The 23,330-nt window shown below is 70.7% G+C and carries 21 protein-coding genes; 8 read left to right on the plus strand and 13 right to left on the minus strand.

What is annotated here, in order from left to right:
* The first annotated feature begins 618 nt into the window (after positions 1-618).
* From ureG to ACIRB1_RS25885, 3 genes are all read left to right on the plus strand, one after another.
* Positions 619-1,296, plus strand: a complete 678-nt coding sequence (gene ureG, locus ACIRB1_RS25875) for an urease accessory protein UreG (protein WP_352179441.1) — start codon at positions 619-621, stop codon at positions 1,294-1,296.
* The gene (locus ACIRB1_RS25880) at positions 1,284-2,051 is read left to right on the plus strand and encodes an urease accessory protein UreD (protein WP_403467162.1); all 768 of its coding nucleotides are present in this window, start codon (positions 1,284-1,286) and stop codon (positions 2,049-2,051) included. Before ureG ends, ACIRB1_RS25880 begins: the two co-directional genes overlap by 13 nt.
* 164 nt (positions 2,052-2,215) lie before the next feature.
* Positions 2,216-3,793, plus strand: a complete 1,578-nt coding sequence (locus tag ACIRB1_RS25885) for an alpha/beta hydrolase (RefSeq protein WP_403467389.1) — start codon at positions 2,216-2,218, stop codon at positions 3,791-3,793.
* Positions 3,794-3,908: 115 nt separating this feature from the next.
* Here ACIRB1_RS25885 and ACIRB1_RS25890 read toward each other — a convergent pair whose 3' ends face one another.
* The 4 genes from ACIRB1_RS25890 to ACIRB1_RS25905 form a co-directional block, all read right to left on the minus strand.
* Entirely contained in the window at positions 3,909-4,628 is a 720-nt protein-coding gene (locus tag ACIRB1_RS25890) for a lysophospholipid acyltransferase family protein (protein WP_403467163.1), read from the minus strand.
* Between the two features lie 196 nt (positions 4,629-4,824).
* Positions 4,825-6,708 carry a phospholipase C gene (locus tag ACIRB1_RS25895; protein ID WP_403467164.1) on the minus strand — a complete coding sequence of 628 codons (1,884 nt, stop codon included), beginning with the start codon at positions 6,706-6,708 and terminating at the stop codon, positions 4,825-4,827.
* A gap of 173 nt (positions 6,709-6,881) precedes the next feature.
* Entirely contained in the window at positions 6,882-8,099 is a 1,218-nt protein-coding gene (gene efeB / locus ACIRB1_RS25900) for an iron uptake transporter deferrochelatase/peroxidase subunit (protein ID WP_403467165.1), read from the minus strand.
* A complete protein-coding gene (locus ACIRB1_RS25905) occupies positions 8,096-9,388 on the minus strand; it encodes an EfeM/EfeO family lipoprotein (protein WP_403467166.1) in 1,293 nt (430 codons plus the stop codon). The genes efeB and ACIRB1_RS25905 overlap by 4 nt, the downstream gene beginning before the upstream one ends.
* 265 nt (positions 9,389-9,653) lie before the next feature.
* Here ACIRB1_RS25905 and ACIRB1_RS25910 point away from each other — a divergent pair, with 265 nt between their 5' ends.
* Positions 9,654-9,938, plus strand: coding sequence for a hypothetical protein (locus ACIRB1_RS25910; RefSeq protein WP_403467167.1), 285 nt, complete (start codon positions 9,654-9,656; stop codon positions 9,936-9,938).
* Between the two features lie 87 nt (positions 9,939-10,025).
* Here ACIRB1_RS25910 and rocD read toward each other — a convergent pair whose 3' ends face one another.
* The 3 genes from rocD to ACIRB1_RS25925 form a co-directional block, all read right to left on the minus strand.
* Positions 10,026-11,252: an ornithine--oxo-acid transaminase gene (gene rocD / locus ACIRB1_RS25915; protein WP_403467168.1), complete on the minus strand. Its 1,227-nt coding sequence runs from the start codon at positions 11,250-11,252 to the stop codon at positions 10,026-10,028.
* On the minus strand, positions 11,249-12,061 hold the full coding sequence (gene ddaH / locus ACIRB1_RS25920; RefSeq protein ID WP_352179433.1) for a dimethylargininase: 813 nt from the start codon (positions 12,059-12,061) through the stop codon (positions 11,249-11,251). Before ddaH ends, rocD begins: the two co-directional genes overlap by 4 nt.
* A 123-nt stretch (positions 12,062-12,184) precedes the next feature.
* Positions 12,185-12,688: an Lrp/AsnC family transcriptional regulator gene (locus ACIRB1_RS25925; RefSeq protein ID WP_403467169.1), complete on the minus strand. Its 504-nt coding sequence runs from the start codon at positions 12,686-12,688 to the stop codon at positions 12,185-12,187.
* 77 nt (positions 12,689-12,765) lie between these two features.
* Between ACIRB1_RS25925 and ACIRB1_RS25930 the strand changes: the two genes are divergently transcribed.
* The 4 genes from ACIRB1_RS25930 to ACIRB1_RS25945 all read left to right on the plus strand — a co-directional run bounded on the left by ACIRB1_RS25930 (position 12,766) and on the right by ACIRB1_RS25945 (position 16,859).
* Complete coding sequence (locus tag ACIRB1_RS25930) at positions 12,766-13,515, plus strand: LytTR family DNA-binding domain-containing protein (RefSeq protein ID WP_266766667.1); 750 nt, start codon at positions 12,766-12,768, stop codon at positions 13,513-13,515.
* Positions 13,516-13,517: 2 nt separating this feature from the next.
* Entirely contained in the window at positions 13,518-13,877 is a 360-nt protein-coding gene (locus ACIRB1_RS25935) for a hypothetical protein (protein ID WP_403467170.1), read from the plus strand.
* The gene (locus ACIRB1_RS25940; protein ID WP_403467171.1) at positions 13,874-15,586 is read left to right on the plus strand and encodes a cation acetate symporter; all 1,713 of its coding nucleotides are present in this window, start codon (positions 13,874-13,876) and stop codon (positions 15,584-15,586) included. The genes ACIRB1_RS25935 and ACIRB1_RS25940 overlap by 4 nt, the downstream gene beginning before the upstream one ends.
* A 67-nt stretch (positions 15,587-15,653) precedes the next feature.
* The gene (locus tag ACIRB1_RS25945; protein WP_403467390.1) at positions 15,654-16,859 is read left to right on the plus strand and encodes a sensor histidine kinase; all 1,206 of its coding nucleotides are present in this window, start codon (positions 15,654-15,656) and stop codon (positions 16,857-16,859) included.
* Between the two features lie 4 nt (positions 16,860-16,863).
* Here ACIRB1_RS25945 and ACIRB1_RS25950 read toward each other — a convergent pair whose 3' ends face one another.
* The 6 genes from ACIRB1_RS25950 to ACIRB1_RS25975 form a co-directional block, all read right to left on the minus strand.
* Positions 16,864-17,022, minus strand: a complete 159-nt coding sequence (locus ACIRB1_RS25950) for a hypothetical protein (RefSeq protein ID WP_329556153.1) — start codon at positions 17,020-17,022, stop codon at positions 16,864-16,866.
* A gap of 13 nt (positions 17,023-17,035) precedes the next feature.
* Entirely contained in the window at positions 17,036-18,874 is a 1,839-nt protein-coding gene (locus ACIRB1_RS25955) for a protein kinase (protein WP_403467172.1), read from the minus strand.
* Between the two features lie 25 nt (positions 18,875-18,899).
* Positions 18,900-20,186, minus strand: coding sequence for a DUF6777 domain-containing protein (locus tag ACIRB1_RS25960; RefSeq protein WP_403467173.1), 1,287 nt, complete (start codon positions 20,184-20,186; stop codon positions 18,900-18,902).
* Positions 20,187-20,295: 109 nt separating this feature from the next.
* Positions 20,296-21,246: a cytochrome c oxidase assembly protein gene (locus tag ACIRB1_RS25965; protein WP_403467174.1), complete on the minus strand. Its 951-nt coding sequence runs from the start codon at positions 21,244-21,246 to the stop codon at positions 20,296-20,298.
* A gap of 104 nt (positions 21,247-21,350) precedes the next feature.
* Positions 21,351-22,376, minus strand: coding sequence for a 6-phosphofructokinase (locus ACIRB1_RS25970; RefSeq protein WP_352179425.1), 1,026 nt, complete (start codon positions 22,374-22,376; stop codon positions 21,351-21,353).
* A gap of 223 nt (positions 22,377-22,599) precedes the next feature.
* Positions 22,600-23,328: a type 1 glutamine amidotransferase gene (locus tag ACIRB1_RS25975; protein ID WP_266766659.1), complete on the minus strand. Its 729-nt coding sequence runs from the start codon at positions 23,326-23,328 to the stop codon at positions 22,600-22,602.
* Positions 23,329-23,330: the final 2 nt, after the last annotated feature.

Genomic DNA, 23,330 nt, shown 5'->3' on the forward strand with positions numbered 1-23,330 from the left:
CCCACGGTGGCCTCGCGGGGGGGGCCGCCCCCCCCCCCCCCCCCGCCCCGGGGGGGGGGGGGGGGGGGGGGGTGGGGGGGGGGGGGGGGGCGGGGGGGGGGGGGGGGGGGGGGGGGGGGGGGGGCCCGCGGTGGCGGGGGGCTCCGCCCCCGGACCCCCGATCGGCCCTGAAGGGGCCTCGTCCTCAAACGCCGGACGGGCTGAAGAAGGCCGGCCTTGGTGAGAGGGGCCTGGAGGATGTCGGACGGGCTGAAGCAAGTCGGCCCGGGTGGCAGGGCCTGGAGGATGCCGCACGGGCTGAGTGGTGCCCGCCTCGGCAGACAGGGGCCCGGAGCCGCGCAACGCCGTAGGAAACAAGAACCCGGAGCCGTCAGGACCCGGAGTCGAAACGCCGAAGCCAGCCGGACCCGGAGTCGCGAGAGCGTGGAGCTGGCAGAACCCGAAGTCGAAATACCGGAGCCCTCGTAACCCGGAGCCCTCGGAACCCGGAGCCCTCGGAACCCTGAGTCGAAACGCCGAAGCCGTCAGACCCCGAAGTCGAAACGCCGAACCCGCCCGACCCCAAGTCGAAACCGTCGAAGCCGTCAGGACCCGTAAGAAACCAGAAGGAGCCGCCCCATGCACCTCGACCACACCCACGACGGCCCCGCCGCTGTCAGTGCTGACGCGCACCGTCCCGACGGGACCCACCGTGCCCTGCGGATCGGGCTCGGTGGGCCCGTCGGGTCCGGCAAGACCGCTACCGTCGCCGCGCTCTGCCGGGCGTTGCGTGACGAGTTGTCCCTCGCTGTCGTCACCAACGACATCTACACCCGCGAGGACGCCGAATTCCTGCTCAGGGAAGCTGTGTTGCCGCCCGAGCGGATCGCCGCCGTCGAGACCGGGGCCTGTCCGCACACCGCTATCCGGGACGACATCTCCGCCAACCTCGAAGCGGTGGAGGATCTTGAGGACGCGGTCGGGCCGTTGGATCTGATCCTGGTGGAGTCCGGTGGGGACAATCTCACCGCGACCTTCTCCAAGGGGCTCGTCGACGCGCAGATCTTCGTGATCGATGTCGCCGGCGGGGACGACATTCCGCGCAAGGGCGGACCCGGTGTCACCACCGCCGATCTGCTGGTCGTCAACAAGACCGACCTCGCACCGTACGTCGGGTCCGATCTGGGGCGGATGGCCGCCGACGCCAAGGCGCAGCGGGCCGAACTGCCCGTCGTCTTCCAGTCGTTGCGGACCGAGGCCGGGGTCGCCGACGTCGCCGCCTGGGTGCGGGAGCGGCTCGCCGCGTGGACGGTGTGATCGCCACCGGGGTCCGGGCCACCGCGCGGATCGTGGCCCGGGAGGACGGGCGAGGCGGTACCGCGCTGCCCGTGCTGGAGGGGGACGGGCCGCTCGCGCTGCGGCGGACGCGGGCCAGTGGTGCCGAGGCGCGGGTCATGCTCGTGGGGGCGATGAGCGGGCCGCTCGGGGGTGATCACTTCGCCGTCGAGGCGGATGTCGAGCGGGGGGCGCGGTTGCGGGTGGGGTCCGCCGCCGCCACCATCGCGCTGCCGGGGCAGGCGAAGGGGGAGTCGCGGTACGACGTGCGGATCAACGTGGGTGAGGACGGTGAACTGCACTGGCTGCCCGAGCAGTTGATCTCCGTGCACGGCAGTGATCTGCGTGTGATGACCCGGGTCGAGGTCGCCGCCTCCGCCCGGCTCGTGCTGCGTGAGGAGCAGGTGCTCGGGAGGGTGGGGGAGGAGCCCGGGCGGCTCACCAGTCGGCTCGCGGTACGGATCGCGGGGCGTGCCGTGCTCGACCAGGAGTTGGCCTGTGGGCCCGGGGCGCCGGGAGGCTGGGACGGGCCCGCCGTTCTCGCTGGGCATCGCGCGGTGGGCCAACTCCTTGTCGTACGGCCGGAGTTCACCCGGGAGCCGGTCGCGGCGCGCATGCTGGGGGAGTCCGCGGCCCTGGTGCCGCTCGCCGGGCCCGCCGCCCTGGTGACGGCCGTCGCGGCGGACGGGCTGCGGCTGCGACGGGTGCTGGACGAGGCGTTGGCGTCGTTGGCCTGAGTATCCGCTGAGCGGTACGTCTGTTTCCGCTTATCGGATTGGTAAAGAAGGTCAACGGACTCTGTTCTCAGGTGGCTCACAGCCGCGAGGATCCTCCGAGACCTAGTCGCAACAATGTACGGGGAGGGGCCCACTTGAGGCACAACAGACCGAAGAGCCGGGTGATGGCGTTCGGTTCGGCCGGATTCGCGGCGGCGGCGCTGATAGCCGGCGCCGTGGTGGCACCCACGGCGACCGCGCAGACCAACCAGACGGCAGCGCACCGGCACGACAGCGCGGCCCGGGGCGCCGAACTCGCCGCCGCCCGTGCCGCCAAGGCCGGGATCGACTGGCAGGACTGCCCCGCCGATTGGGCGCTGGCGAAGCCGGTCCAGTGCGGGTGGGTCACCGTGCCGGTCGACTACACCAAGCCGAACGGCAAGAAGATCAAGCTCGCCGTCGACCGTGCCGTCAGCACCGGGACGAAGGCGGAGCGCCAGGGCGCGCTCGTCTACAACCCCGGCGGTCCCGGCGGCTCGGGAATGCGCTTCCCGCTCCGGGTCGTCACCAAGAACCCGCTGTGGGTCAACGCCTCCAAGGCATACGACTTCGTGGGCTTCGACCCGCGCGGAGTCGGCCACTCGGCGCCCATCTCCTGCATCGACCCGCAGGAGTTCGTGAAGGCGCCCAAGGCGGACCCGGTACCGGACACCACGGCCGACAAGAACGCGCAGCGCAAGCTCGCCCGTGAGTACGCGGACGGCTGCGCCGAGCGCACCGGCCGCACCATGCTCGCGCAGATGACCACGCCGAACACCGCGCGCGACCTCGACGTCATCCGCGCCGCCCTCGGTGAGAAGAAGCTCAACTACCTGGGCGTCTCCTACGGCACCTACCTCGGAGCGGTCTACGGCACGCTGTTCCCGTCCCACCTCCGCCGCATGATCGTCGACAGCGTCGTCAACCCGGCGCGCGACAACATCTGGTACGAGGCCAACCTGGGCCAGGACATCGCCTTCGAGGGCCGCTGGAAGGACTGGGAGGACTGGGTCGCCAAGAACGACGCGGCCTTCCACCTCGGCACCACCCGCGCCGCCGTCCAGGCCAAGTGGCTCGAACTGCGCGCCACCGCCAAGAAGAACCCGCTCGGCGGGGTCGTCGGTCCGGCCGAGCTGATCGGCTTCTTCCAGAGCGCCCCGTACTACGACTCCTCGTGGGTCCCGGTCGCCACCGCCTTCAGCAAGTACTTCGCCGGAGACCCGCAGGCGCTGATCGACGCCGCCTCGCCCGATCTGTCGGACACCGCGGGCAACATCTCCTCGGAGAACGGCAACGCCGTCTACACGGCCGTCGAGTGCACCGACGCCAAGTGGCCCACCAGCTGGGCGAAGTGGGACAAGGACAACACGGAGCTCAACAAGCAGTACCCGTTCATGACCTGGGCCAACGCCTGGATGAACCTGCCGTGCGCGACCTGGCCGGTCAAGCAGCAGTCCCCGGTCGAGGTCAGGACCGGCAAGGGTCTGCCGCCCGTCCTCATCGTCCAGTCGCAGCGCGACGCCGCCACCCCGTACGCCGGCGCCGTCGAGTTGCACAAGCGCTTCAAGGGCTCGCGTCTCATCACCGAGAAGGACGCCGGTTCGCACGGTGTGACCGGTCTGGTCAACCCGTGCATCAACTCCCGTGTCGACGCCTACCTGTTGACCGGCAAGCTCGACTCGGCCGACTTCACGTGCACCCCGCACGCGACGCCGCAGCCGTGAGGGGCACGTCGTAAGAAGTAAGCAGTCAGCCGTAGGCGGTAGTTGTACGTGATGAGGGGCGGCCGGTGTTGAACCGGTCGCCCCTCGTTCATGTCCACTCGGATCTCAGGTGGCCTCAACTCAGCGGCAGGCGGCGGAACTTGCGTTCCTTGGCCGTTGCCGCCTCCTCCGCCTTGGCGACCGCCGCGTACTGGTCGACGTACTCCTGCTCGGAGAGCATGAGGATCGCGTACATGATCTCGTCGGTGACGGCGCGGAGGATGGCCTTCTCGTTCTCCATGCCTTCGTAGCGGGAGAAGTCGAGGGGTTCGCCGAAGCGGATCGTCACCGGGTGGACCTTGGGAATGACCTTGCCGGGCGGCTGGGCCTCGAAGGTGCCGATCATCGCGCACGGGATGACCGGGACCTGGGCCCTCAGCGCCATGACCGCCACGCCCACCTTGCCCTTGTAGAGGCGGCCGTCGTGGGAGCGGGTGCCCTCGGGGTAGATGCCGAGGAGTTCGTCCTTGCTCAGGACGCCGAGGCCCTCGCGGATCGCGGCCTGGCCCGCCTCCTTGCCGGAGCGGTCGACCGGGATCTGGCCCGCGCTGCGGAAGAACGTCGCGGTGAGGCGGCCGCGGATGCCGGGGCCGGTGAAGTACTCGGCCTTCGCGAGGAAGGTGATCCGGCGCTTGAGGACCGCCGGCATCAGGAAGTGGTCGGCGAAGGAGAGGTGGTTACCGGCGATGATCGCCGCGCCCGACTCCGGGATGTGGTCCAGGCCCTCGATCCGGGGGCGGAAGACCAGTCTCAGCAGGGGACCCAGAATGACGTACTTCAGGAGGTAGTAGAACAAGGGGGGTCGCTCCTCACTCCGGCGGGTCGGCTCGACCGACCTGTTCTCGCAGGTCACCCGGTACCTCGTGAGCTGCCAGTGTAGGGGCAGCCGCCGTCTCGTGGAACCGGCGGCGATCAGACGGGAGTTGGGCACGGCCGAGGGCGGCGAGATACCTCCTCGCCGCCCTCGGCCGCTCGGTTCCGCGGGGTCGCACCTACGCGGTCATGCCCCTGGCGCGCGACCGGCGCCGGTACAGCGCGAAGGCCGTGGTCGCCCCGACCGCCGTGACCAGACCGGCTCCTACGGCGACGGGCAGGGCCGTGGAGGAGTCGGTGGTGGCGGCGACGTTCTGCGCCTTGAGGTCCTGGACGTACGCCGGGTACGGGGCCTCGGTGGCCGTCGACGAGGTCTGCGTGTAGTGCGGGATGCGCTTCACCGACTTCACCGAACCGTCCGAGTTCAGCAGCACCTGCTTGTTGTTGGGGTGCCGGAAGTCGAACATGCCGCCCAGGGTGCCCGCCCGCTGGTCGAAGGACGCGTCACCGATGCGGCCGGTGTGCCAGTTGTCCTCGATGAACTGCGTGATCGACGCCTGCTCGGTCGGCGTGTGGTCGATCCTGTTGACCTTGCTGTAGGGCGAGATGACCAGCAGCGGCTGCCGGGTGCCGGGGCCGCAGCGGTCCGCGTAGCCGCCCTTGGGGGCCGGACCGGACTGGCAGGCCGGGCTGTCGATGGCCTTGCCGTTGGAGCCGACGGTCGAGTCCTTGGAGCCGTTCAGGACCTTCGACGTGACGTGGTCGTACCAGCCGTCGGAGTCGTCGTAGGCGAGGACGACCGCCGTCGACTTCCACTCGGGCGACTTCTGAAGGGCGTTGATCTCCTTGACCAGGAAGTTCTGCTCGTCGGTCGGGTCCGAGTAGCCGGCGTGTCCGTCCTGGTACTCGGCCGCCTTCAGGAAGCTCACCGCGGGAAGGTTGTTCGCCTTCAGAGCGGCGTCGAAGTCGGTCAGGTCGTAGTTGTGGTTCGCCCGGCCGTTGTGCCCGATCTCAGCGACCGACTTGGGCGCCAGGTGGTGCGGGTTGGAGGTCGACTTGTAGTACTCGAACGGCTCGTGGTGCGGGCTGTAGTCCTCCGACGCGGCGCCGCCCACGTTGGTGTGGGTGGTGCCGGCGCAGTGCGCGTAGTCGCCGCTTTTGCCGTCCCACGCGGTGCTGGGCCGGAACCCGCCCTGGAACCAACCCCAGCTCACGTTCCTGGAGTTGAGCAGGTCACCGATGTTCTTGCCCTGCATCTCCGCGAGCGCGCTGGTCGAGGTGTGGTCCTTGTCCGAGCAGTCGTCGAAGGCCGGGTCGGGGTCGTTGATGACCGTGCCGACACCCTTGGCGTTCGGGGAGACCACGGTGTACGAGTCCGGGGTCGTCGTCTGCTTCGGGTTCTCGGTGCCCGAGGCCGGGTCGACGGAGATCACACCGTGCGTCTGACCCGATATGAGGTTCAGCGCGCCGGGCGTCGAGGGACCGAAGGTGGAGCTGAACGAGCGGTCGTTGAGGGCGTACTGCTGGGCGTAGTTCCACAGACCCGTGACGGTGTTGCCGTCGTAGTAGTCCATGACGAGGCCGGGCTCACCGAAGAGGCCGCTGCACTTGTTGACCTCGGTGTTCTCGACGTACTTGTCGGCCTTGCCGCCGTCGGCCGCGTACTGCTCGGGGCCGTAGGAGTGGTTCTGGTCGCAGGTCATCGCCTGCGCACTGCTCAGCCGCTTCGGCGTGTAGAGGTTCGGGTTCTTCTTCAGCAGCCCGGCGTTGAGCAGGTTGTCGGCCTTCGGCGTGTGCGCCGCGGCCTTGAACCTGGTGCCGTCGGTGTTCGCGGCCTGGGGGTAGGTGGCGAAGTAGTGGTCGAAGGAGATGTTCTCGTCGTAGATCACGACCACGTGCTTGATCGGCGTCGACGTGTGCGTGCCGCCCGAGGGCTGGTGGCCGTGCGAGGCTGCCGACGCGGGCACTGCCCCGCCCGCGGTGGCCAGGGCCGCGGCGCCGAGCAGGGCGCCCACGCGCGTCAACCGGCGCCGTGCACCGGGGTTTCTTCCTTTGCCGATCATGCTGTCTCGCCTTCCGGGAGCAGTTGTTCCGCTGCCACACGGTCCATGGTCGTGGCATCTACCGCCGTAGCCTGGGCAATGGTGGCGGCGAGGTGGGGGAGCGGCAATGACGTGGGAGCGAACGCCCGGTCAGGAATTTCTCATGGTCTGTTGGCCTGTTCTTGACCCTGTTCTCAGGTCAGCAGGCCGCGCCCCAGCCAGTCGGACGTGTCCCGCACACCGGGCAGCGCGAAGAAGTACCCGCCGCCGTACGGCGAGACGTAGTCGACCAGCGGTTCACCGGCCAGCCGCTTCTGCACGTTCTCGAACTGCCGGGCCAGGTCCTGCTGGTAGCAGCAGAACAGCAGCCCCATGTCGAGGTTGCCGTTGCTGTCCATGCCCCGGTCGTAGTTGTAGCCCCGCCGCAGGATGCGCTGATCGGCGCTCTGCGGGGAGCGCGGGTTGGCGAGCCGGATGTGGCTGTCGAGCGGGATCACATCGCCCTGCGGGTCCTGCGCGAAGTTGGGTATGTCCTTCTCGTGGTGACCGTCCAGCGGGGCGCCGGTGTCCCGGGCACGGCCGAACATCCGCTCCTGCTCGGTGAGGGAGACTCGGTCCCAGAACTCCACCAACATCCTTATCAGGCGTACGACTTGATAGCTGCCGCCGGTCGTCCAGCCAGGCTCGCCGCTGGTGCCGCCCACCCACACGAGGTCGTTCATCGCGCGGGCGTCGGTCACCTCGGGGTTGGAGATGCCGTCCTTGAAGCCGAGGTGGTTGCGCGGGGTGCCCGAGGGGCGCGGCGGACTGATGAACCCGTCGGTGCGCCAGCGGACCTGGAGGCCGCCGCGGGTGTGCCGGGTGACATCGCGCAGCGCGTGCAGCACTGTGTCCGAGCTGTCCGCGCAGAACTGCACACTCATATCGCCGTGACACCAGTCGGCGTTCAGGTCGTCGTCCGGGAACGCGGGCATCGCGGTCAGGCGGCGGGGCTTCAGCTTCGCCAGGCCGTAGCGGTCGTCGAAGAGCGAGGCGCCGACGCCCACGGTGACGCTCAGCCGGTCGGCGGGGAGGTCCGGGCCGAGCGTGCCCGAGTCGGCGGGCGGGGCGGTGATGCCCAGGTCCTCCGGGCTGCCGCCGGCCGTCAGGAAGCGGGCCCGCTCGGTCAACGTCCGCAACAGGTCGGTGAGTTCGGTCCGGTCGGCGGCCGTCGTGTCGAAGGACACGAACGCCGTGGCACGCTGGGCCGGGGTGATGATCCCGGCCTGATGCGGTCCGTGGAAGGGCACGCTCGAGGCACTCCGCACCGCGGCGACGGCCGCACCGCGGTCGGCGGCCACCAGCCCGGCACCGGCCATGGCCGCCGCACTCGCCAGGAAACCCCGGCGGCCCACCTCGTTCACGCGCTTCACGCGGTCCTCCGTACGTCCGTGAGGGCGGCCACGTCGGCCAGCCGCTCGACCAGTCCACCGAGGTCGGCGTCGACCTTCTCCCTCTGCGGACGGGTGAGCCGGGTCAACGGCGTCCACCTGCCGGAGTGGTCGAGGCCGTCCAGGGTGTGCTGGGCGCGGTCCATCCAGGTACCGAGTCCGGCGAATCCCGCGTCCCGGGTCTTCAGCAGCGGACTCAGAAAGCCGAGCAGTACGCGGGTGCCGTCGAGGTTGGCGCGGGCGGTGGCCAGGTTGGTGCCGCTGCCGTAGTCGGTGCGGCCGGTCAGCTCGAACTGCACGGTGTTCTCCAGGATCTCGTGCGCCCGCAGCCCGGTGTCGGACGGATCCATCCGCTGGGAGGGCCAGCTGCTCTCCAACGCGTGCACGTCCTTGGCGAGTTGATTGGCGGGACCACGCAGCCCGCTCGCCGGCTCGCCGTGCCACAGCCCGTACTCGACCCGGTGGAACCCGGTGAACCCGGCGTCGTGCAGGCCGCCCGCGAGCCCGGCCGTGGTGCCGTTGATCGCCCCGTCCGAGTCGCCGAACGTGCCGTAGGCGGCGCCCATCCGCTCGTACACGAGATGCGCGGGCAGCCACGCCGTGCGGGCGGCGGCGAGATCGCCCCGGTCGACGTCGGCACGCAACACGTCCGTCTTCCGGGCCAGTTCGACCGTCCGGGCCTGAATCCACTTCTGGTAGGCGAGGGTCGGCGGTATGAGCTCCTGCTGGGTGACCGGCATGGCAGCCGGTCCGCTCTTCACCTTCGAGCCGGTGATGCGCACGGTGGGGCCGGTCACGGCGTCGCCGTCGTCGGGCAGGCACTTGAAGGCGTACGACCCGTTCCCGAGGGTCACCCCGAGCGGCCGGACGGTACCCGGAGCCAGCCCCTCGACCTCGCCGTGGACGGCACCGGTCTTCACGTCGGTGAGATACACCTCTGCCGCCGTGCTGGACGTGTTGTGCAGCTCGAAGACCTGGTGACCGGCCCGCGGATGCGTCCAGCCGCTGCCGCACCCGGCGGTCGCGACCTCGACGGTGGTGTGCGGAAGGCCGTCGGCGGTGGTGGACTTCCGGTCCGCCGAGCCGGAGCCCCGGGCCGCGAGCACCCCGGCGACCACTGCCGCCACGGCGACCAGGGCACCGGCCGCGAGCAGCACGGTACGGGTACGGGGACGGCCGGTAGGGGGCTCGGGCGTGGGCGGGGCCGGCTCCGAGCCGGGTATCGGACTGGGCTCGGCATCGGCTGCGGCGCCGCGCGCGGTGTCGGGCACGCCGGGCCTCCAGGGGCGTCGTACGAAAAAGGTGGCGGTACCAGCGATCTTAGGAGGGCGCCACGGCCCCCACCGCGTCCCTTGACCCTGTTCTGACCGGAGGGCGGGCGAGAATTCGCCCGGGGTTCACCGGACGGTCCGTGATCGCCACGGTGTGCTGTGGGGAGCCGCACGGTGGGCTACGGCACGGCCCGGGAACAACGCGGCCCCCTTCGGCGCTGCTCCTGATACCTCGCCGGGTACTCAGAGAAGGGTCGTGAAGGAGATGAATCGGTCAGGGCAGGAGCCGCTCCCGCCGTCGGGTGAAGCGCCGTTGGTGACCACGTGCGGCCGCCAGGTCGCGGTGAAGCGGCTGCGGCTGGCGATCCCGGAGCGGCCCATCACACGGGTCACCCTGGACGTGGGGCCCGTCGTACGCGGTGAGCCCGGGCTGTGGGCCTCGCTCACCGTGGCCGAGGCCCGTGACCTGGCCCGTCGTCTTCTCGCCCAGGCGGCCTTGGCCGACACGGGCACCGGTACCCCCGCGGAGCCGAGCGCGGCGGGCCACTAGCCGCCGCCACGGGGGAGGTGCGAGCACACCCCCTCATGGGCCTGGCTGGACCGGCCTCATGCGCCGGTCCAGCCACACCCGCACACCTCAGGCCCCTTGCGTCAGCACCTTCTCCAACGCGCCGATCGCCGAGCGGAGTTCGTCCTCCGTGATGGTCAGCGGCGGCGCGAGCCGGATCGTGGAGCCGTGCGTGTCCTTGGCCAACACGCCCTCGCGCATGAGGCGTTCGCTGATCTCACGGCCGGTGCCGATCGCCGGGTCGACGTCGACGCCCGCCCACAGACCACGGGCCCGGAAACCGACGACGCCCTTGCCGGCCAGCTCGGTCAGGCCGTCCCGCAGGAGGACGCCCAACTCGGCCGCCCTGCCCTGGAATTCACCGGTCTCCAGCAGCTCGACGACCGCCGTGCCGACCGCCGCGGCGAGCGGGTTCCCGCCGAACGTCGACCCGTGCTCACCGGGCTTCAGCACGCTGAGCACCTCGCGCCGCGCGACCACCGCCGACACCGGCACGATGCCACCGCCGAGCGCCTTCCCGAGCAGCAGCACGTCCGGGACGACCCCCTCGTGCTCGACGGCGAGGGTGCGACCGGTGCGGCCCAGGCCCGACTGGATCTCGTCCGCGATGAACAAGCAGCCTTTGCGGGCGGTGAGTTCGCGCACGCCGGCCAGATAGCCCGCGTCCGGGATGATCACCCCGGCCTCGCCCTGGATCGGCTCGATCAGCACGGCCGCCGTCGTCTCGTCGACCGCCGCCTCCAGCGCCGCGAGGTCGTTGTACGGCACGATCCGGAAGCCCGGCGTGAAGGGACCGAAGCCCGCGCGTGCGCTCTCGTCGGTGGAGAAGCTGACGATCGTGGTCGTACGGCCGTGGAAGTTCTCCGCCGCGACGACGATGGTGGCCTGGTCGGCGGGGACGCCCTTGACGTCGTAGGCCCATTTGCGGGCCACCTTGATGCCGCTCTCGACCGCCTCCGCGCCGGTGTTCATCGGCAGCACCATGTCGAGGCCGGTCAACTGCGCGAGGCGCTCGGCGAATTCGGCGAGCCTGTCGTTGTGGAAGGCGCGCGAGGTGAGCGTCAGCTGGTCGAGCTGGCGGTGGGCCGCCTCGATCAACGCGGGGTGCCGGTGGCCGAAGTTGAGGGCCGAGTAGCCCGCGAGCATGTCGAGGTAGCGGCGGCCCTCGACGTCCTCCACCCAGGTGCCCTCGGCGCGGGCGACGACCACGGGCAGGGGGTGGTAGTTGTGCGCGAGGACCGGTTCCTCGGCACGGATGAGGTCGGCGGACGTACGGGCGCGGACGGGTGCGGTCATGAGCGGATCTCCTGGGTGCAGCACTTGATGCCGCCGCCGGCCTTGTGGAACTCGGAGAGGTCGACGGGGACGGGGACGTAGCCTCGTTCGGCGAGGCGCGCGGCCAGGTCCTCGGCCTGGGGCGCGATGAAGACGTGCAGACCGTCGGAGACGGAGTTGAGCCCGAACGTCATCGCGTCCTCGCGGGTGGCGAGCACCGCCTCCGGGTACAGCCGCGCGAGCACCTCGCGGCTGCCCGGGGAGAACGCCTCCGGGTAGTAGCAGACGTTGTCCTCGTCCAGGACGAACAGCGCCGTGTCGAGGTGGTAGAAGTACGGGTCGACCAGCGTCAGGCTGATCACCGGGACGCCGAAGAACTCCTGCACCTCGCGATGGGCCTCGCGGGTCGTGCGGAACCCGGTGCCGGCCAGTACGTAGCGGCCGGTCGGGATGAGATCGCCCTCGCCCTCGCTCACCGACTCGGGGCGGTGGACGTCGTAGCCCGCCGCCTTGAACCATGTGTCGTAGTGGTCGGACTCCGGGCGCCGCTCGGGGGCGTGGAAGAGGGAGCCGAAGACGCGGCCGTCGACGACGACCGCCGAGTTCGCGGCGAAGACCATGTCGGGGAGACCGGCCACCGGCGGCACCGTGTCGACGGTGTGGCCGTGGGCGCGGTAGGTGTCGATCAGCGTCCGCCACTGCTCATGGGCGAGATCGACGTCCACCTGGATGTCGGGGTGCATCCAGGGGTTGATCGCGTACTGCACGGCGAAGTGTCTGGGTTCACAGACGAGAAAGCGCCGCCGGCGCCGCACACGGGTCTCGGGCACAGAGGGGTTCCTCCGCTTCCTGTGATGACGACTGGGGTTGACACCACGGTAGAAAGCGACAGATACGCCCGACAAGGGACAAACGCTGCGCGCATACGCAGTAACGCTGCGTCTTTTCCAGGGTCAGCGCACGTCTGATGCGTCCTCTGGGGCCGGATGGGTGGCGCCCGCTTCCGGGCTTTCAGGGAGGAGGTGGGACAGCACCATCACGCTGATCGTCTTCCGGATGAACGGCTCCTGCCGGATCCGCTCCAGCACCTCCTCGAAGTGCTCCACATCGGTGGCCCGTACATGCAGCAGCGCGTCCGCGCCGCCGGTCACCGTCATCGCCGCGGTGATCTCCGGGTAGTTGCGCACCACCTCCGCGAGCCGCCTGGGGGGCGCGGCGCCCTCGCAGTACACCTCCACGTACGCCTCCGTGCGCCAGCCGAGCGCGGACGGCTGCACCGTCGCCGTGAACCCGGTGATCACACCTGTCTCGCGCAACCGGTCCACGCGCCGCTTCACCGCCGTCGCGGACAGCCCGATCGCCGCCCCGATCTCGGCGAAACTGGTCCGCGCGTTCGCCATCAGCGCGGTGATGATCTTCCGGTCGAGTTCGTCGAACGGGGTGGTCCTGCTGTTCATGCCGGCACTGTATCCAGCGCCGACGTCCACGCCGGGCACATGTCCAGGCGTGCGGATTCCTCCTACACTCCACCTTCATGCTGCGCGCCCTCGCCGTCGACGACGAACGCCCCTCGCTGGAGGAGCTGCTCTATCTGCTGAACGCCGATCCACGCATCGGCAGCGCGGAGGGCGCGGGCGACGCGACCGAGGCGCTGCGCCGCATCAACAGGGCCCTGGAATCAGGCCCGGACGGACCGGAAGCCATCGATGTCGTGTTCCTCGACATCCAGATGCCCGGCCTCGACGGCCTCGACATGGCACGGCTGCTGACCGGTTTCGCCAAACCGCCGCTCGTCGTCTTCGTCACCGCGCACGAGGACTTCGCCGTACAGGCCTTCGATCTCAAGGCGGTCGACTACGTGCTCAAGCCCGTCCGCAAGGAACGGCTCGCCGAGGCGGTGCGCCGGGCGGCCGAACTCGGCGGCGCCGCACCGCGGATACCCGTGCACGAACCCGACCCCGACCACATCGCCGTCGAACTCGGCGGTGTCACACGGTTCGTGGCCGTCGACGACATCACCCACGTCGAGGCCCAGGGCGACTACGCCCGTCTGCACACCGACCGGGGCAGCCACCTCGTCCGCATCCCGGTGTCGACCCTGGAGGACCGCTGGCGCTCCCGCGGCTTCGTCCGCATCCACCGCCGTCACCTCGTCGCCCTGCGTCACATCGGTGAACTCCGCCTGGACGCGGGCACGGTGAGCGTTCTCGTCGGCGGCGAGGAACTCCAGGTCAGCCGCCGCCACACCCGCGAACTGCGGGACCTGCTGATGCGGAGGTCCTGACGATGCCTCAGGACCCCACCGAACGCAGGGTCGTTGTCACCGCGCCGCCCCGCCGCACCCGGCGCGCCTCCGGCTACTCCCGCCCCCGCACCGAGATCGACGAGCAGACCACCCTCGGCCACACCTACGTCCGCTCCCTCATGCGCACCCAACTCCGGTCCGCCCTCGCGGTGTTCGCGGTCCTCGTGCTCCTCGTCGGCCCGCTGCCCCTGGTCTTCGCGGCGACCCCGGACTCGCACCGCCTCGAATGGCTCGTCCTCGGCTTCTGCCTCTACGCCCCGCTCGTCCTGCTCGCCCTCTGGTACGTGCGCCGCGCCGAACGCAACGAACGCGACTTCGTCCGCCTCGTCGAGGACCGATGAACTCCAGCTATGCCGTACCGGCGGTCGCCCTCGTCGTCGTGGTCACGGTCCTCGTCGGCGCGTTCGGGCTGCGCATCTCCCGCACCACCTCCGACTTCTACGTCGCCTCCCGCACCGTCGGTCCCCGCCTCAACGCGGCGGCCATCAGCGGCGAATACCTCTCCGCGGCCTCCTTCCTGGGCATCGCCGGACTGGTCCTCGTGCAGGGCCCGGACATGCTCTGGTACCCGGTCGGCTACACGGCCGGATACCTGGTCCTGCTCCTGTTCGTCGCGGCCCCGCTCCGCCGCTCCGGCGCCTACACCCTCCCCGACTTCGCCGAGGCCCGGCTCGCCTCGCACGCCGTACGGCGGCTCGCGGGCGCCTTCGTCGTCGGCGTCGGCTGGCTCTACCTCCTGCCCCAACTCCAGGGCGCCGGACTCACGTTGACCGTCCTCACCGGGGCACCCGACTCGCTCGGCGGGCTGATCGTGGCGGTCGTCGTGGTCGCCACCGTCGCGGCCGGCGGCATGCGCAGCATCACCTTCGTGCAGGCCTTCCAGTACTGGCTGAAGCTCACCGCGCTGCTCGTCCCCGCCCTCTTCCTGGTCCTCGCCTGGCAGGGCGACGGAGCACCCCGGCACGCCTTCGAGGAACCGGCGACCTTCCGCGAACAACGGGCGGTCCGGGTCGACGAGACACTCGACCTGAGACTCGACCACCCCCTCACGGTCACGGTCGACGGGACGGTCGACGGCCGCCACCACACCGCGGTGAAGCTCCAACTCCCCGCCGGCACCCACCACATCGAGCGCGGCACCCGCCTCACCTTCGCCGAGGGCGCCACGGTCCCCGTCGCCGACCGCGGCACCGACGGCGGCATGTCGACCTCGCTCGCCGCGAGCCGCGAGGAACGCCCGCTGTACGCGACCTACGGCCTCATCCTCGCCACCTTCCTCGGCACCATGGGCCTGCCGCATGTCGTCGTCCGCTTCTACACCAGCCCGCACGGCGTCGCCGCCCGCCGCACCACGGTCGCCGTCCTCGGCCTGATCGGCGCCTTCTACCTCCTCCCGCCCGTCTACGGCGCCCTCGGCCGCCTCTACACCCCCGAACTCACCCTCACCGGCGACGCCGACGCGGCCGTCCTCCTGCTGCCCGACCGCATGATCGGCGGCGTCGGCGGCGACCTGCTCGGCGCCCTGGTCGCGGGCGGCGCCTTCGCCGCGTTCCTGTCCACCGCGTCGGGACTGACCATGGCGGTCGCCGGGGTCCTCACCCAGGACGTCCTTCCGTCGCGCGGGGTACGGCACTTCAGGCTCGGCACGGTCCTCGCCATGGCCGTACCGCTGGCCGCGAGCGTGCTCGTCGGCGGCCTGCCCGTCGCCGACGCCGTGGGACTCGCGTTCGCCGTATCGGCGTCCTCCTTCTGCCCGTTGCTGGTCCTCGGCATCTGGTGGACGCGGCTCACCCCGCCCGGCGCGGCGGCCGGGATGCTGGTGGGCGGCGGCTCGGCGTTCGCCGCCGTGGCCGCGACCATGGCGGGCCTCCCCGGCACGGACCCCCTGCACGCCCTGCTCGCCTGGCCCGCGCTCTGGTCGGTGCCGCTGGGGTTCCTCACCATGATGCTGGTGTCCCTGGCGACGCCGGGGCGGGTGCCCACGGGAACGGCGGCGATCCTCGCGCGGTTCCATCTGCCCGAGGAGCTACGGGCGGAGGCGAAGGCGTGACGACACCCACGGGCGGCCCTGCCGACACCATGAGCGGATGGCCCAACTCCCCTACCGAGGCGGCCGCATGAGCGGATTCCTGGCCGGCCTCTGCGTCGCCGTGCTCCCGCTGCTCGCCGCCGGCTTCTGGCTCGGCCGCCGCACCGCACGCCCCGAGAACCTCGGCGGACTCGGCACCCCGGTCGAGCACGCCACCTTCCAGACCCTGCACACCGCGTCCCTCGCCGCACCCCCGCTGCGCGCGGGCCTCACCGAGGAGACGGCCCGCCGCTCGGCCCGCAGGCTCCGCACCCTGCTCGGCACGGACGCCCTGTGCCTCACCGACCAGCAGCAGGTCCTCGCCTGGGACGGCGTCGGCGACCATCACCGCGCCGAGGTCATGGAACGCCTCGCGGGCGCCCTGGAGACCGGCCGGGGCGAGGCGTTCCGGCTCACCTGCGACGCCCCCGACTGCCCGCTGCGCTGGGCCGTGGTCGCCCCGCTCACCGTCGACGACCGCGTCCACGGAGCGCTGGTCGCCTGCGCACCCCGCGAGTCCGCCGTCCTCGTCCGCGCCGCGGGAGAGGTCGCCCGCTGGGTCTCCGTCCAACTGGAGTTGGCGGATCTGGACCAGTCCCGCACCCGGCTGATCGAGGCCGAGATCAAGGCACTTCGGGCCCAGATCTCCCCGCACTTCATCTTCAACTCGCTCGCGGTGATCGCGTCCTTCGTCCGCACCGACCCCGAGCGCGCCCGCGAACTGCTCCTGGAGTTCGCCGACTTCACCCGCTACTCGTTCCGCAGGCACGGCGACTTCACCACCCTCGCCGACGAACTCCACGCCATCGACCACTACTTGGCGCTCGTCCGGGCCCGCTTCGGTGAACGCCTCTCCGTCACCCTCCAGATCGCCCCCGAGGTGCTGCCGGTCGCGCTCCCGTTCCTCTGCCTTCAGCCCCTCGTCGAGAACGCCGTCAAGCACGGCCTGGAGGGCAAGGCCGACAAGAGCCGCATCAGCATCACCGCGCAGGACGCGGGCGCCGAGGCACTCGTCGTCATCGAGGACGACGGCACCGGCATGGACCCCGACCTGCTTCGCCGCATCCTCGCGGGCGAGGTCAGCCCCTCCGGCGGCATCGGCCTGTCCAACGTCGACGACCGGCTCCGCCAGGTCTACGGCGACGACTACGGCCTCGTCATCGAGACCGCCGTAGGAGCGGGCATGAAGATCACCGCCCGGCTGCCGAAGTACCAGCCGGGCGTCCACTCGGCGAGCAGGCCGAGCGAGTCCTAGGGCCTCAGGCGCTGCGTGTGGCCACCATCCCGAGAGTGATCAGCCCGAGCACGACCCAGCCGAACCACAGCCAGCCGTTGCTTCCGAGCGCCACCGTGTAGGCCGTCACCACCACCAGACCGCCGACGGTGATCACCCCCATGGTCTTCGTGGAACCGGGCATCGCGACACCCTCCTCATGGCTCGTCACCCTCCATGGTGCCCCCGTTCTGCCTCCGAACGGAGCACACGACGAAATGTGTGCCCGACTTCCACGGTCCCCGACTCGTCCAGGAGGCCGCCTCGTAGACCGACGGATCGAAGCCGTAGTCGGCCGGCGGGACCTCCCGCGCGCACGCCGCGTCCGACTCCGTACGCGCCTGGTCCAGCGTGACGCCCGCGCCCAACCGGGTGAACCCGAGCACCAGCTGATCATGCTTTCCGGCGCAGGAGACCAGGCTCGCGGCCCGGTCGGAGGGCACGTCCAGACAGTCCCGCTTCTGCATCGTCGACGTGTCCGCGAACGCCGACCCGAGGGCACGCCGACTGCCGAGCGGCCCGTAGACCGGCCCGTGCGCGCCCAGCACCAGACACGCGGTGCGATGCCCGGCGGCCTCGAAACCGGCATCGGTCGGTACGACGGCGAAGCCCCGGACGTCCGCGAGCTTCTCCCGCATCTCCTGCGTCCGCTCCGCACACCGGCCGGCCCCGGCGGCCCGCGCCTCGCTCGCCGACGCGGTGGAGACCGATGCCATCACCTGCCCGTCCGGCACCGAGTTCCGGCAGCTGGGGTCGACGGCGAGCCGGGGCGTCCCCCGGAACCGCTTCCCGCCGGGCCAGTCGGCCGTGACGCAGTCACCGTCCTTGAGGGGCGCGGAGAGCCCGACACCTTTGCCGTACGGCGATGTGTCGCCGCCCGCGTCCGAGCTGCCGCCGGGCGGCTGGCGGGCCATCGCGTACCAGACGCCGCCCAGCGCGAGGGCGAGCCCGAGGAGACCGGCGAGGGCGGCCCGCAGGAGCCGGGGGCGCGGACGCCGGCGCCGACCGGTGGGGGAGTGCGAGGGAGGCGGAGACCCCGTCGCGAAAGGCACGGCCTGCCCCTCCCAGGGCGACGGCGAGCCCAGGTCGGTCTGCGTCCGGGAGTACGCCCCCGCCCCCGGGTCGGTCCCCGGAGTCACGATCAACGACAGTGCGCCCTCGGCCTCCGCCGCCGGAATCCGTCGTAGCGGATCCTTCTCCAGCATCGCGTGGAGCACCGGGGCCAGGGCGCCCGCGCGGACCGGGAGCAGCGGGTCCTCCGTGACCACCGCCGTGATCTCCGCGAGGGGTGTGTCGCGGACGAAGGGGCCGTGGCCCTCGACGGCGTGGTAGAGCGTGCAGCCCAGCGAGAACAGGTCGGCGGCGGCGGTCGGCGGCCCGCCCGTGGCCCGTTCCGGCGCGAGATATCCCGCCGTACCGACGAGCACGGACGTCAGCGTGTACCGCGTGTCCCCGGCGTCCGGCTGCACCGAGATGCCGTAGTCGGTGAGCAGGACGCGGGCGTACGGCGAACCGGTGCGGTCCGGTGCCAGCAGGATGTTCGCCGGTTTCACGTCCCGGTGCATCACGCCCCGCTGATGCCCCGCGGTCAGCGCGTCGAGTACGGCGAGTCCGATGCGGGCGCACTCCGCCGGGGCGAGCGAGCCGTACCGGGCGATCAGGTCGCGCAGGTCCACGGCGTCCGCCACGTACTCCATGACGATCCACGGCAGCCCCTCGTGCTCCAGCACGTCATGGACGGTCACTACATGGGGATGACCGCGCAATCCGGCCGCGTTCCGCGCCTCGGCCCGGGCCCGCGCGACCCGGGCCTCCCGTTCGGCGTCGGCGGAGGCCAGGTTGCTGAACACGATCTCCTTGAGCGCGACGTCACAGGCCAGCCGCTGGTCATGTGCGAGCCACACATGTCCCATCCCGCCACTGCCCAGCGGCTTCAGCAGCAGATAGCGGCCGGCGATGACCCGGCCCACCCCCGAGGCCGGCGATCCGTGTGGCATGCGGTGTCCCCCTTCCCGGTCCGCGTCACGTCTCGGTGGTGGTGGGTGCCGTGAGTGCGGTGGTCACCGGGGCGCTGCTGGTGACCGGTGCGCTGGTCGTCGTGGAGGCGCTGGTCGTCACGGGGGCGCTCGTCATCGGAGCGCTGGTGGTGGTGACCGGCGCACTCGTCGTCGGTGGTGGCTCACTCGCGGGCGAGGACGGGGGCGGCGACGAGGACGTACGCGGCGCCGGTGCGGACGTGGAGGCTGGTGGTGCCGTGGATGTCGGCGGCGTCAGTGTCGGCCCGGAAGGCGTCGCCGGACCGGTGGGGCCCGTAGCACTCGTAGGACGGGTCGGACCCGAGGGAGTGGACGTCACCCCACCACTCGTCGCCCCGGCCACGCTCACCGTCACGTACTCCCCGAACCGCAGCTCGGTTCCGGCCGGCGGATCGCTCGCGATGACCCGAGCGTCGTCGGAGGGCGGCGCACTCCCGGCGTATCCGACCGCCAGACCGCCGCTCACCAGTTGCCGCCGCGCCTCCCCGAAGGTCCTCCCCGCGAGGTCGGGTACGGGATGCCGCGTCCGGGTGTCGAAGGCGGCGTCACTCCGCCCCGTCGTCCCCACCGGACGCTGGATACCGCGGGCGGGATCGCCGACGTCGACGAGGACGAGCCGCTCCATTTTCCGGGGCGCCGGACGCACGGCCACGACCGAGGACGCCTCATATCCGTGCCACTTCTTGTTGCCGTCCGCGAACGTGACGGAAATACGGTCCGCGTCGCCCTTGAAGGGCCGCAGTGGATTTCCGCAGGAACACTTCGCGGCCGGTTCTCCCCGCGCGTCGACGAGAATCGCGATTCCCGACTGGAGAAGGGAGTTGTAGGGCGTTGCCTTTCCCTTTTTGTAGTCGTGATTCTGTACGAGAGTGTCGTGACGCAGGAGTACGGGTGTGAGCCGGTCCAGATAGCCCGGTATCTGATCCGTGCCGATACCCAGCACACCCGACCAGGCGACGGCCTTGCGACGGTTCGCGGGATCGGTCAGAAACCTCTTGAGCCTCGCCACGTCACAGACGGTCGGCTTCTTGGTGCCTCCGTAGAGACCTGGCGTGTCCCCCTGCTGGAGGCTCCCACGCACCGGTGTCGAACGCACCGCGGCGTCCTGCCCCATCCCCTGTTTCTCGTCGAAGAAAGGCGCGAGCGACGGAACTCCGGCGGCGACCGCCTGTACGGCGAACGCGTGTATGCCCCCGACCGCGCCCCCACCGCATGCGCCCAGCCCACTCACGACCAGGACGCAGACCAGCAGTACGGCGATCCTGCGGACCACCGCGATTCCACAACGCCGACACCTTTGCACAGCAACGCGAAATGTCATGACCGCTCCCCCCGGCGGCGGTTCCCCCATCGCGCTTTATGCTACTGAAGAAAATTCCCGTTCAGCTGCCGCGTGTGTTCAATGAGGCCAAATAGGCGTTGTATGCCTCGAGTTCCCTGTCACCGTCCCGGTCGGCGGCCCGGTCCTGACGCTTCGCCTGGCGCTGCTCGGAGCCGTACCACTGGAACAGCAGGGCGATCAGCACCAGCACGGACGGGATCTCGCTGAACGCCCAGGCGATGCCGCCGGCGGCGTTCTGGTCGGAGAGGGCGTCGATGCCGAGCGAGGCGGGCGGGTGCTTGAACGTCGTGACCATCGGCTCGGACGCCATCATCAACGCGATGCCGAAGAACGCGTGGAACGGCATCCCGGCGAACAGCTCCAGCATCCGCATCAGATAGCCGGGCCGGCTGGGTCCCGGGTCGACGCCCATGATCGGCCAGAAGAACACCACGCCCACGGCGAGGAAGTGCACCATCATCGCGATGTGCCCGGTCTTGGACCCCATCAGGAAGTCGAAGATCGGCGTGAAGTACAGCGCGTAGAGACTGGCGATGAACAGCGGGATCGTGAACGCGGGATGCGTGATGATCTTCATGTACCGGCTGTGCAGGAACATCAGCAGCAGCTCACGCGGCCCCTTGCGGCCCCGGGCCGCCGGTGGCAGCGCGCGCAACGCCAGGGTGACCGGGGCGCCGAGCAGCAGCAGGATCGGCGACAGCATGCTGATCACCATGTGCTGCACCATGTGCACGCTGAACATGACCATGCCGTAGTCGTTGAGCTTGGTGCACATGACCAGCCCGACGGTCAGCACCCCGATGACGAAGGAGACCGTCCGCCCCACGGGCCACGAGTCCCCGCGCCGTGCCAGCCGCACGACCCCCCAGCCGTACAGCCCGATCCCGAGGAGGCAGGCGGTCAGGAAGAACGGGTCGGCCGACCATTCAAGCCCCCGTCCCAACGTGAACGGCGGCAGATCCATCGTCATGCCGTGCCCGCCGTGATCCATCGGACGGCTCCTGATTCGTGGGGGTTGTGCAAGTCTGTCCGCTCACAGACTAGAACTGCCCCCGGTCACGATCATGACCGGGGGCAGCTTCGCTCACGTACGGGCTACAGGACGCATTCCGCCTCTTCGTACCGCTCGGCGGGCACCGTCTTCAGCGTCTCCACCGCATCGGCCAGCGACACCATCACGATGTCGGTCCCCTGAAGCGCGGTCATCTTCCCGAACTCCCCCCGATGCGCGGCCTCCACCGCATGCCACCCGAACCGGGTCGCCAGCACCCGGTCGTACGCGGTCGGCGTACCCCCGCGCTGCACATGCCCGAGGATCACCGGCCGCGCCTCCTTGCCGAGCCGCTCCTCCAGTTCGAGGGACAGCTGCCGGGCGATCCCCGCGAAGCGCTCATGGCCGTAGACGTCCTTCTTGCCCTCGTCGAAGTCCATGGACCCCTCACGAGGCTTGGCACCCTCGGCGGCGACGACGATCGCGAACCGCTTGCCCGCCTCGAAGCGTTCGCCGACGCGCGCGGCCAACTCCTCTATGTCGAAAGGCCGTTCAGGTACGACGATGGCGTGGGCGCCGGCCGCCATGCCGGAGTGGAGCGCGATCCAGCCGGTGTGGCGGCCCATGACCTCCACGACCAGGACGCGCTGATGGGACTCGGCGGTGGTCTTGAGCCGGTCGAGCGCCTCGGTCGCGACGCCTACGGCGGTGTCGAAGCCGAAGGTGACGTCCGTGACCGCGATGTCGTTGTCGATGGTCTTGGGGACGCCGACGATCGGGAGACCGGCGTCGTACATCAGCTTGGCCGCCTTGAGCGTGCCCTCGCCGCCGATCGGGATGATCGCGTCCAGGCCGAGCTCCTCGACATGGCCCCGGGCCCGCTCCACGCCGTCCCGCAGATGGGAGGGCTGGACACGGGAGGAGCCGAGGATGGTGCCGCCGCGAGCGAGGATGCCGCTCACCGCGTCGAGGTCGAGCTTGAGGTAGTCGCACTCCAGGAGGCCCTTCCAGCCGTCCCGGAAGCCGATGACCTCGTCGCCGTGGTCCACGACGGCGCGGTGCACGACGGACCGGATGACGGCGTTCAGGCCGGGGCAGTCGCCGCCGGACGTGAGGACACCAATGCGCATAGCCCGAGGAACCTTCTCAACGTGGGCCGAAACCGGACCACGTCGTCCGGTACGAACCCCGCCACCCTAACGGCAGGAGGGGGCGGGATCGTAGCGCGCGTCCGCCAGCTGGACGACCCCGCTCACCTGCGCGGACGGGCCGTCAGACGGGCTGGTTGCCGACGTCCGAAGACGAGGTGTACACCTGCCTCCCGGCCCGCCCCGGAACCCGGTCCGCTCGGCCTCAGGCGGGCTGCTGAGCTGCGGCGATGCGCTCGTTGCGGAGTGCCTCGTACCAGCGGTCGTCGATCGGCGGCAGCGCGTTCACATCGAGGGCCAGCTTCAGCAGCAGGTCCGCGATCAGCGGATTGCGGGCGAGGACGGGGCCGTGCATGTACGTACCGAACACCGTGTCGTTGTACGCGCCCTCGGTGCCGTCGCCCGTGCCGTTGCCCTTGCCGAGGCGGACCTGCGCGAACGGGCGGGCGGTCGGGCCGAGATGCGTGACGCCCTGGTGGTTCTCGAAGCCGGTCAGCGGGGGCAGGCCCAGGCGCGCGTCGATGTCGCCGAGGACATCGCCGACGCACCGCTCGCCCTCGCCGCGCGTCGACACCACGTCGAGCAGGCCGAGGCCGGGCTCACGCTGGCCGAGGTCGTTGATGAACTCGTGGCCGAGGATCTGGTAGCCGGCGCACACCGAGAAGACGATCGCGCCGTTGCCGACGGCCCGGTGCAGACCGCCGTCACGGCGCAGACGCTCCGCCGCGAGCCGCTGCGGGCGGTCCTCACCGCCACCGATCAGGTAGATGTCGCCCGAGGTCGGGATGGGCTGGTCGCTGCGCACGTCCAGCCGGGCCACATCGAGGCCGCGCTGCCGTGCCCGGCGTTCCACGACAAGGGCGTTGCCCTGGTCGCCGTAGGTGCTCAGCAGGTCCGGGTAGATCCACACCAGACGCAGCTGGTTGTCGCTCATGG

Origin of the sequence: Streptomyces sp. NPDC096013, from assembly GCF_044763565.1 — a bacterium.
GTDB lineage: Bacteria > Actinomycetota > Actinomycetes > Streptomycetales > Streptomycetaceae > Streptomyces.

What these genes read in the sequence shown, in the direction of transcription:
- ACIRB1_RS25910 (WP_403467167.1), top strand. Translation starts at nt 9,654, where the DNA reads ATGAATCGGTCAGGGCAGGAGCCGCTCCCGCCGTCGGGTGAAGCGCCG.
- ACIRB1_RS25885 (WP_403467389.1), top strand. Translation starts at nt 2,216, where the DNA reads ATGGCGTTCGGTTCGGCCGGATTCGCGGCGGCGGCGCTGATAGCCGGC.
- ureG (WP_352179441.1), top strand. Translation starts at nt 619, where the DNA reads ATGCACCTCGACCACACCCACGACGGCCCCGCCGCTGTCAGTGCTGAC.
- ACIRB1_RS25955 (WP_403467172.1), bottom strand. Translation starts at nt 18,874, where the DNA reads ATGCCACACGGATCGCCGGCCTCGGGGGTGGGCCGGGTCATCGCCGGC.
- ACIRB1_RS25940 (WP_403467171.1), top strand. Translation starts at nt 13,874, where the DNA reads ATGAACTCCAGCTATGCCGTACCGGCGGTCGCCCTCGTCGTCGTGGTC.
- ACIRB1_RS25930 (WP_266766667.1), top strand. Translation starts at nt 12,766, where the DNA reads ATGCTGCGCGCCCTCGCCGTCGACGACGAACGCCCCTCGCTGGAGGAG.
- ACIRB1_RS25935 (WP_403467170.1), top strand. Translation starts at nt 13,518, where the DNA reads ATGCCTCAGGACCCCACCGAACGCAGGGTCGTTGTCACCGCGCCGCCC.
- ACIRB1_RS25945 (WP_403467390.1), top strand. Translation starts at nt 15,654, where the DNA reads ATGAGCGGATTCCTGGCCGGCCTCTGCGTCGCCGTGCTCCCGCTGCTC.
- ACIRB1_RS25925 (WP_403467169.1), bottom strand. Translation starts at nt 12,688, where the DNA reads ATGAACAGCAGGACCACCCCGTTCGACGAACTCGACCGGAAGATCATC.
- ACIRB1_RS25950 (WP_329556153.1), bottom strand. Translation starts at nt 17,022, where the DNA reads ATGCCCGGTTCCACGAAGACCATGGGGGTGATCACCGTCGGCGGTCTG.
- ACIRB1_RS25895 (WP_403467164.1), bottom strand. Translation starts at nt 6,708, where the DNA reads ATGATCGGCAAAGGAAGAAACCCCGGTGCACGGCGCCGGTTGACGCGC.
- ACIRB1_RS25975 (WP_266766659.1), bottom strand. Translation starts at nt 23,328, where the DNA reads ATGAGCGACAACCAGCTGCGTCTGGTGTGGATCTACCCGGACCTGCTG.
- ACIRB1_RS25965 (WP_403467174.1), bottom strand. Translation starts at nt 21,246, where the DNA reads ATGGATCACGGCGGGCACGGCATGACGATGGATCTGCCGCCGTTCACG.
- rocD (WP_403467168.1), bottom strand. Translation starts at nt 11,252, where the DNA reads ATGACCGCACCCGTCCGCGCCCGTACGTCCGCCGACCTCATCCGTGCC.
- ACIRB1_RS25970 (WP_352179425.1), bottom strand. Translation starts at nt 22,376, where the DNA reads ATGCGCATTGGTGTCCTCACGTCCGGCGGCGACTGCCCCGGCCTGAAC.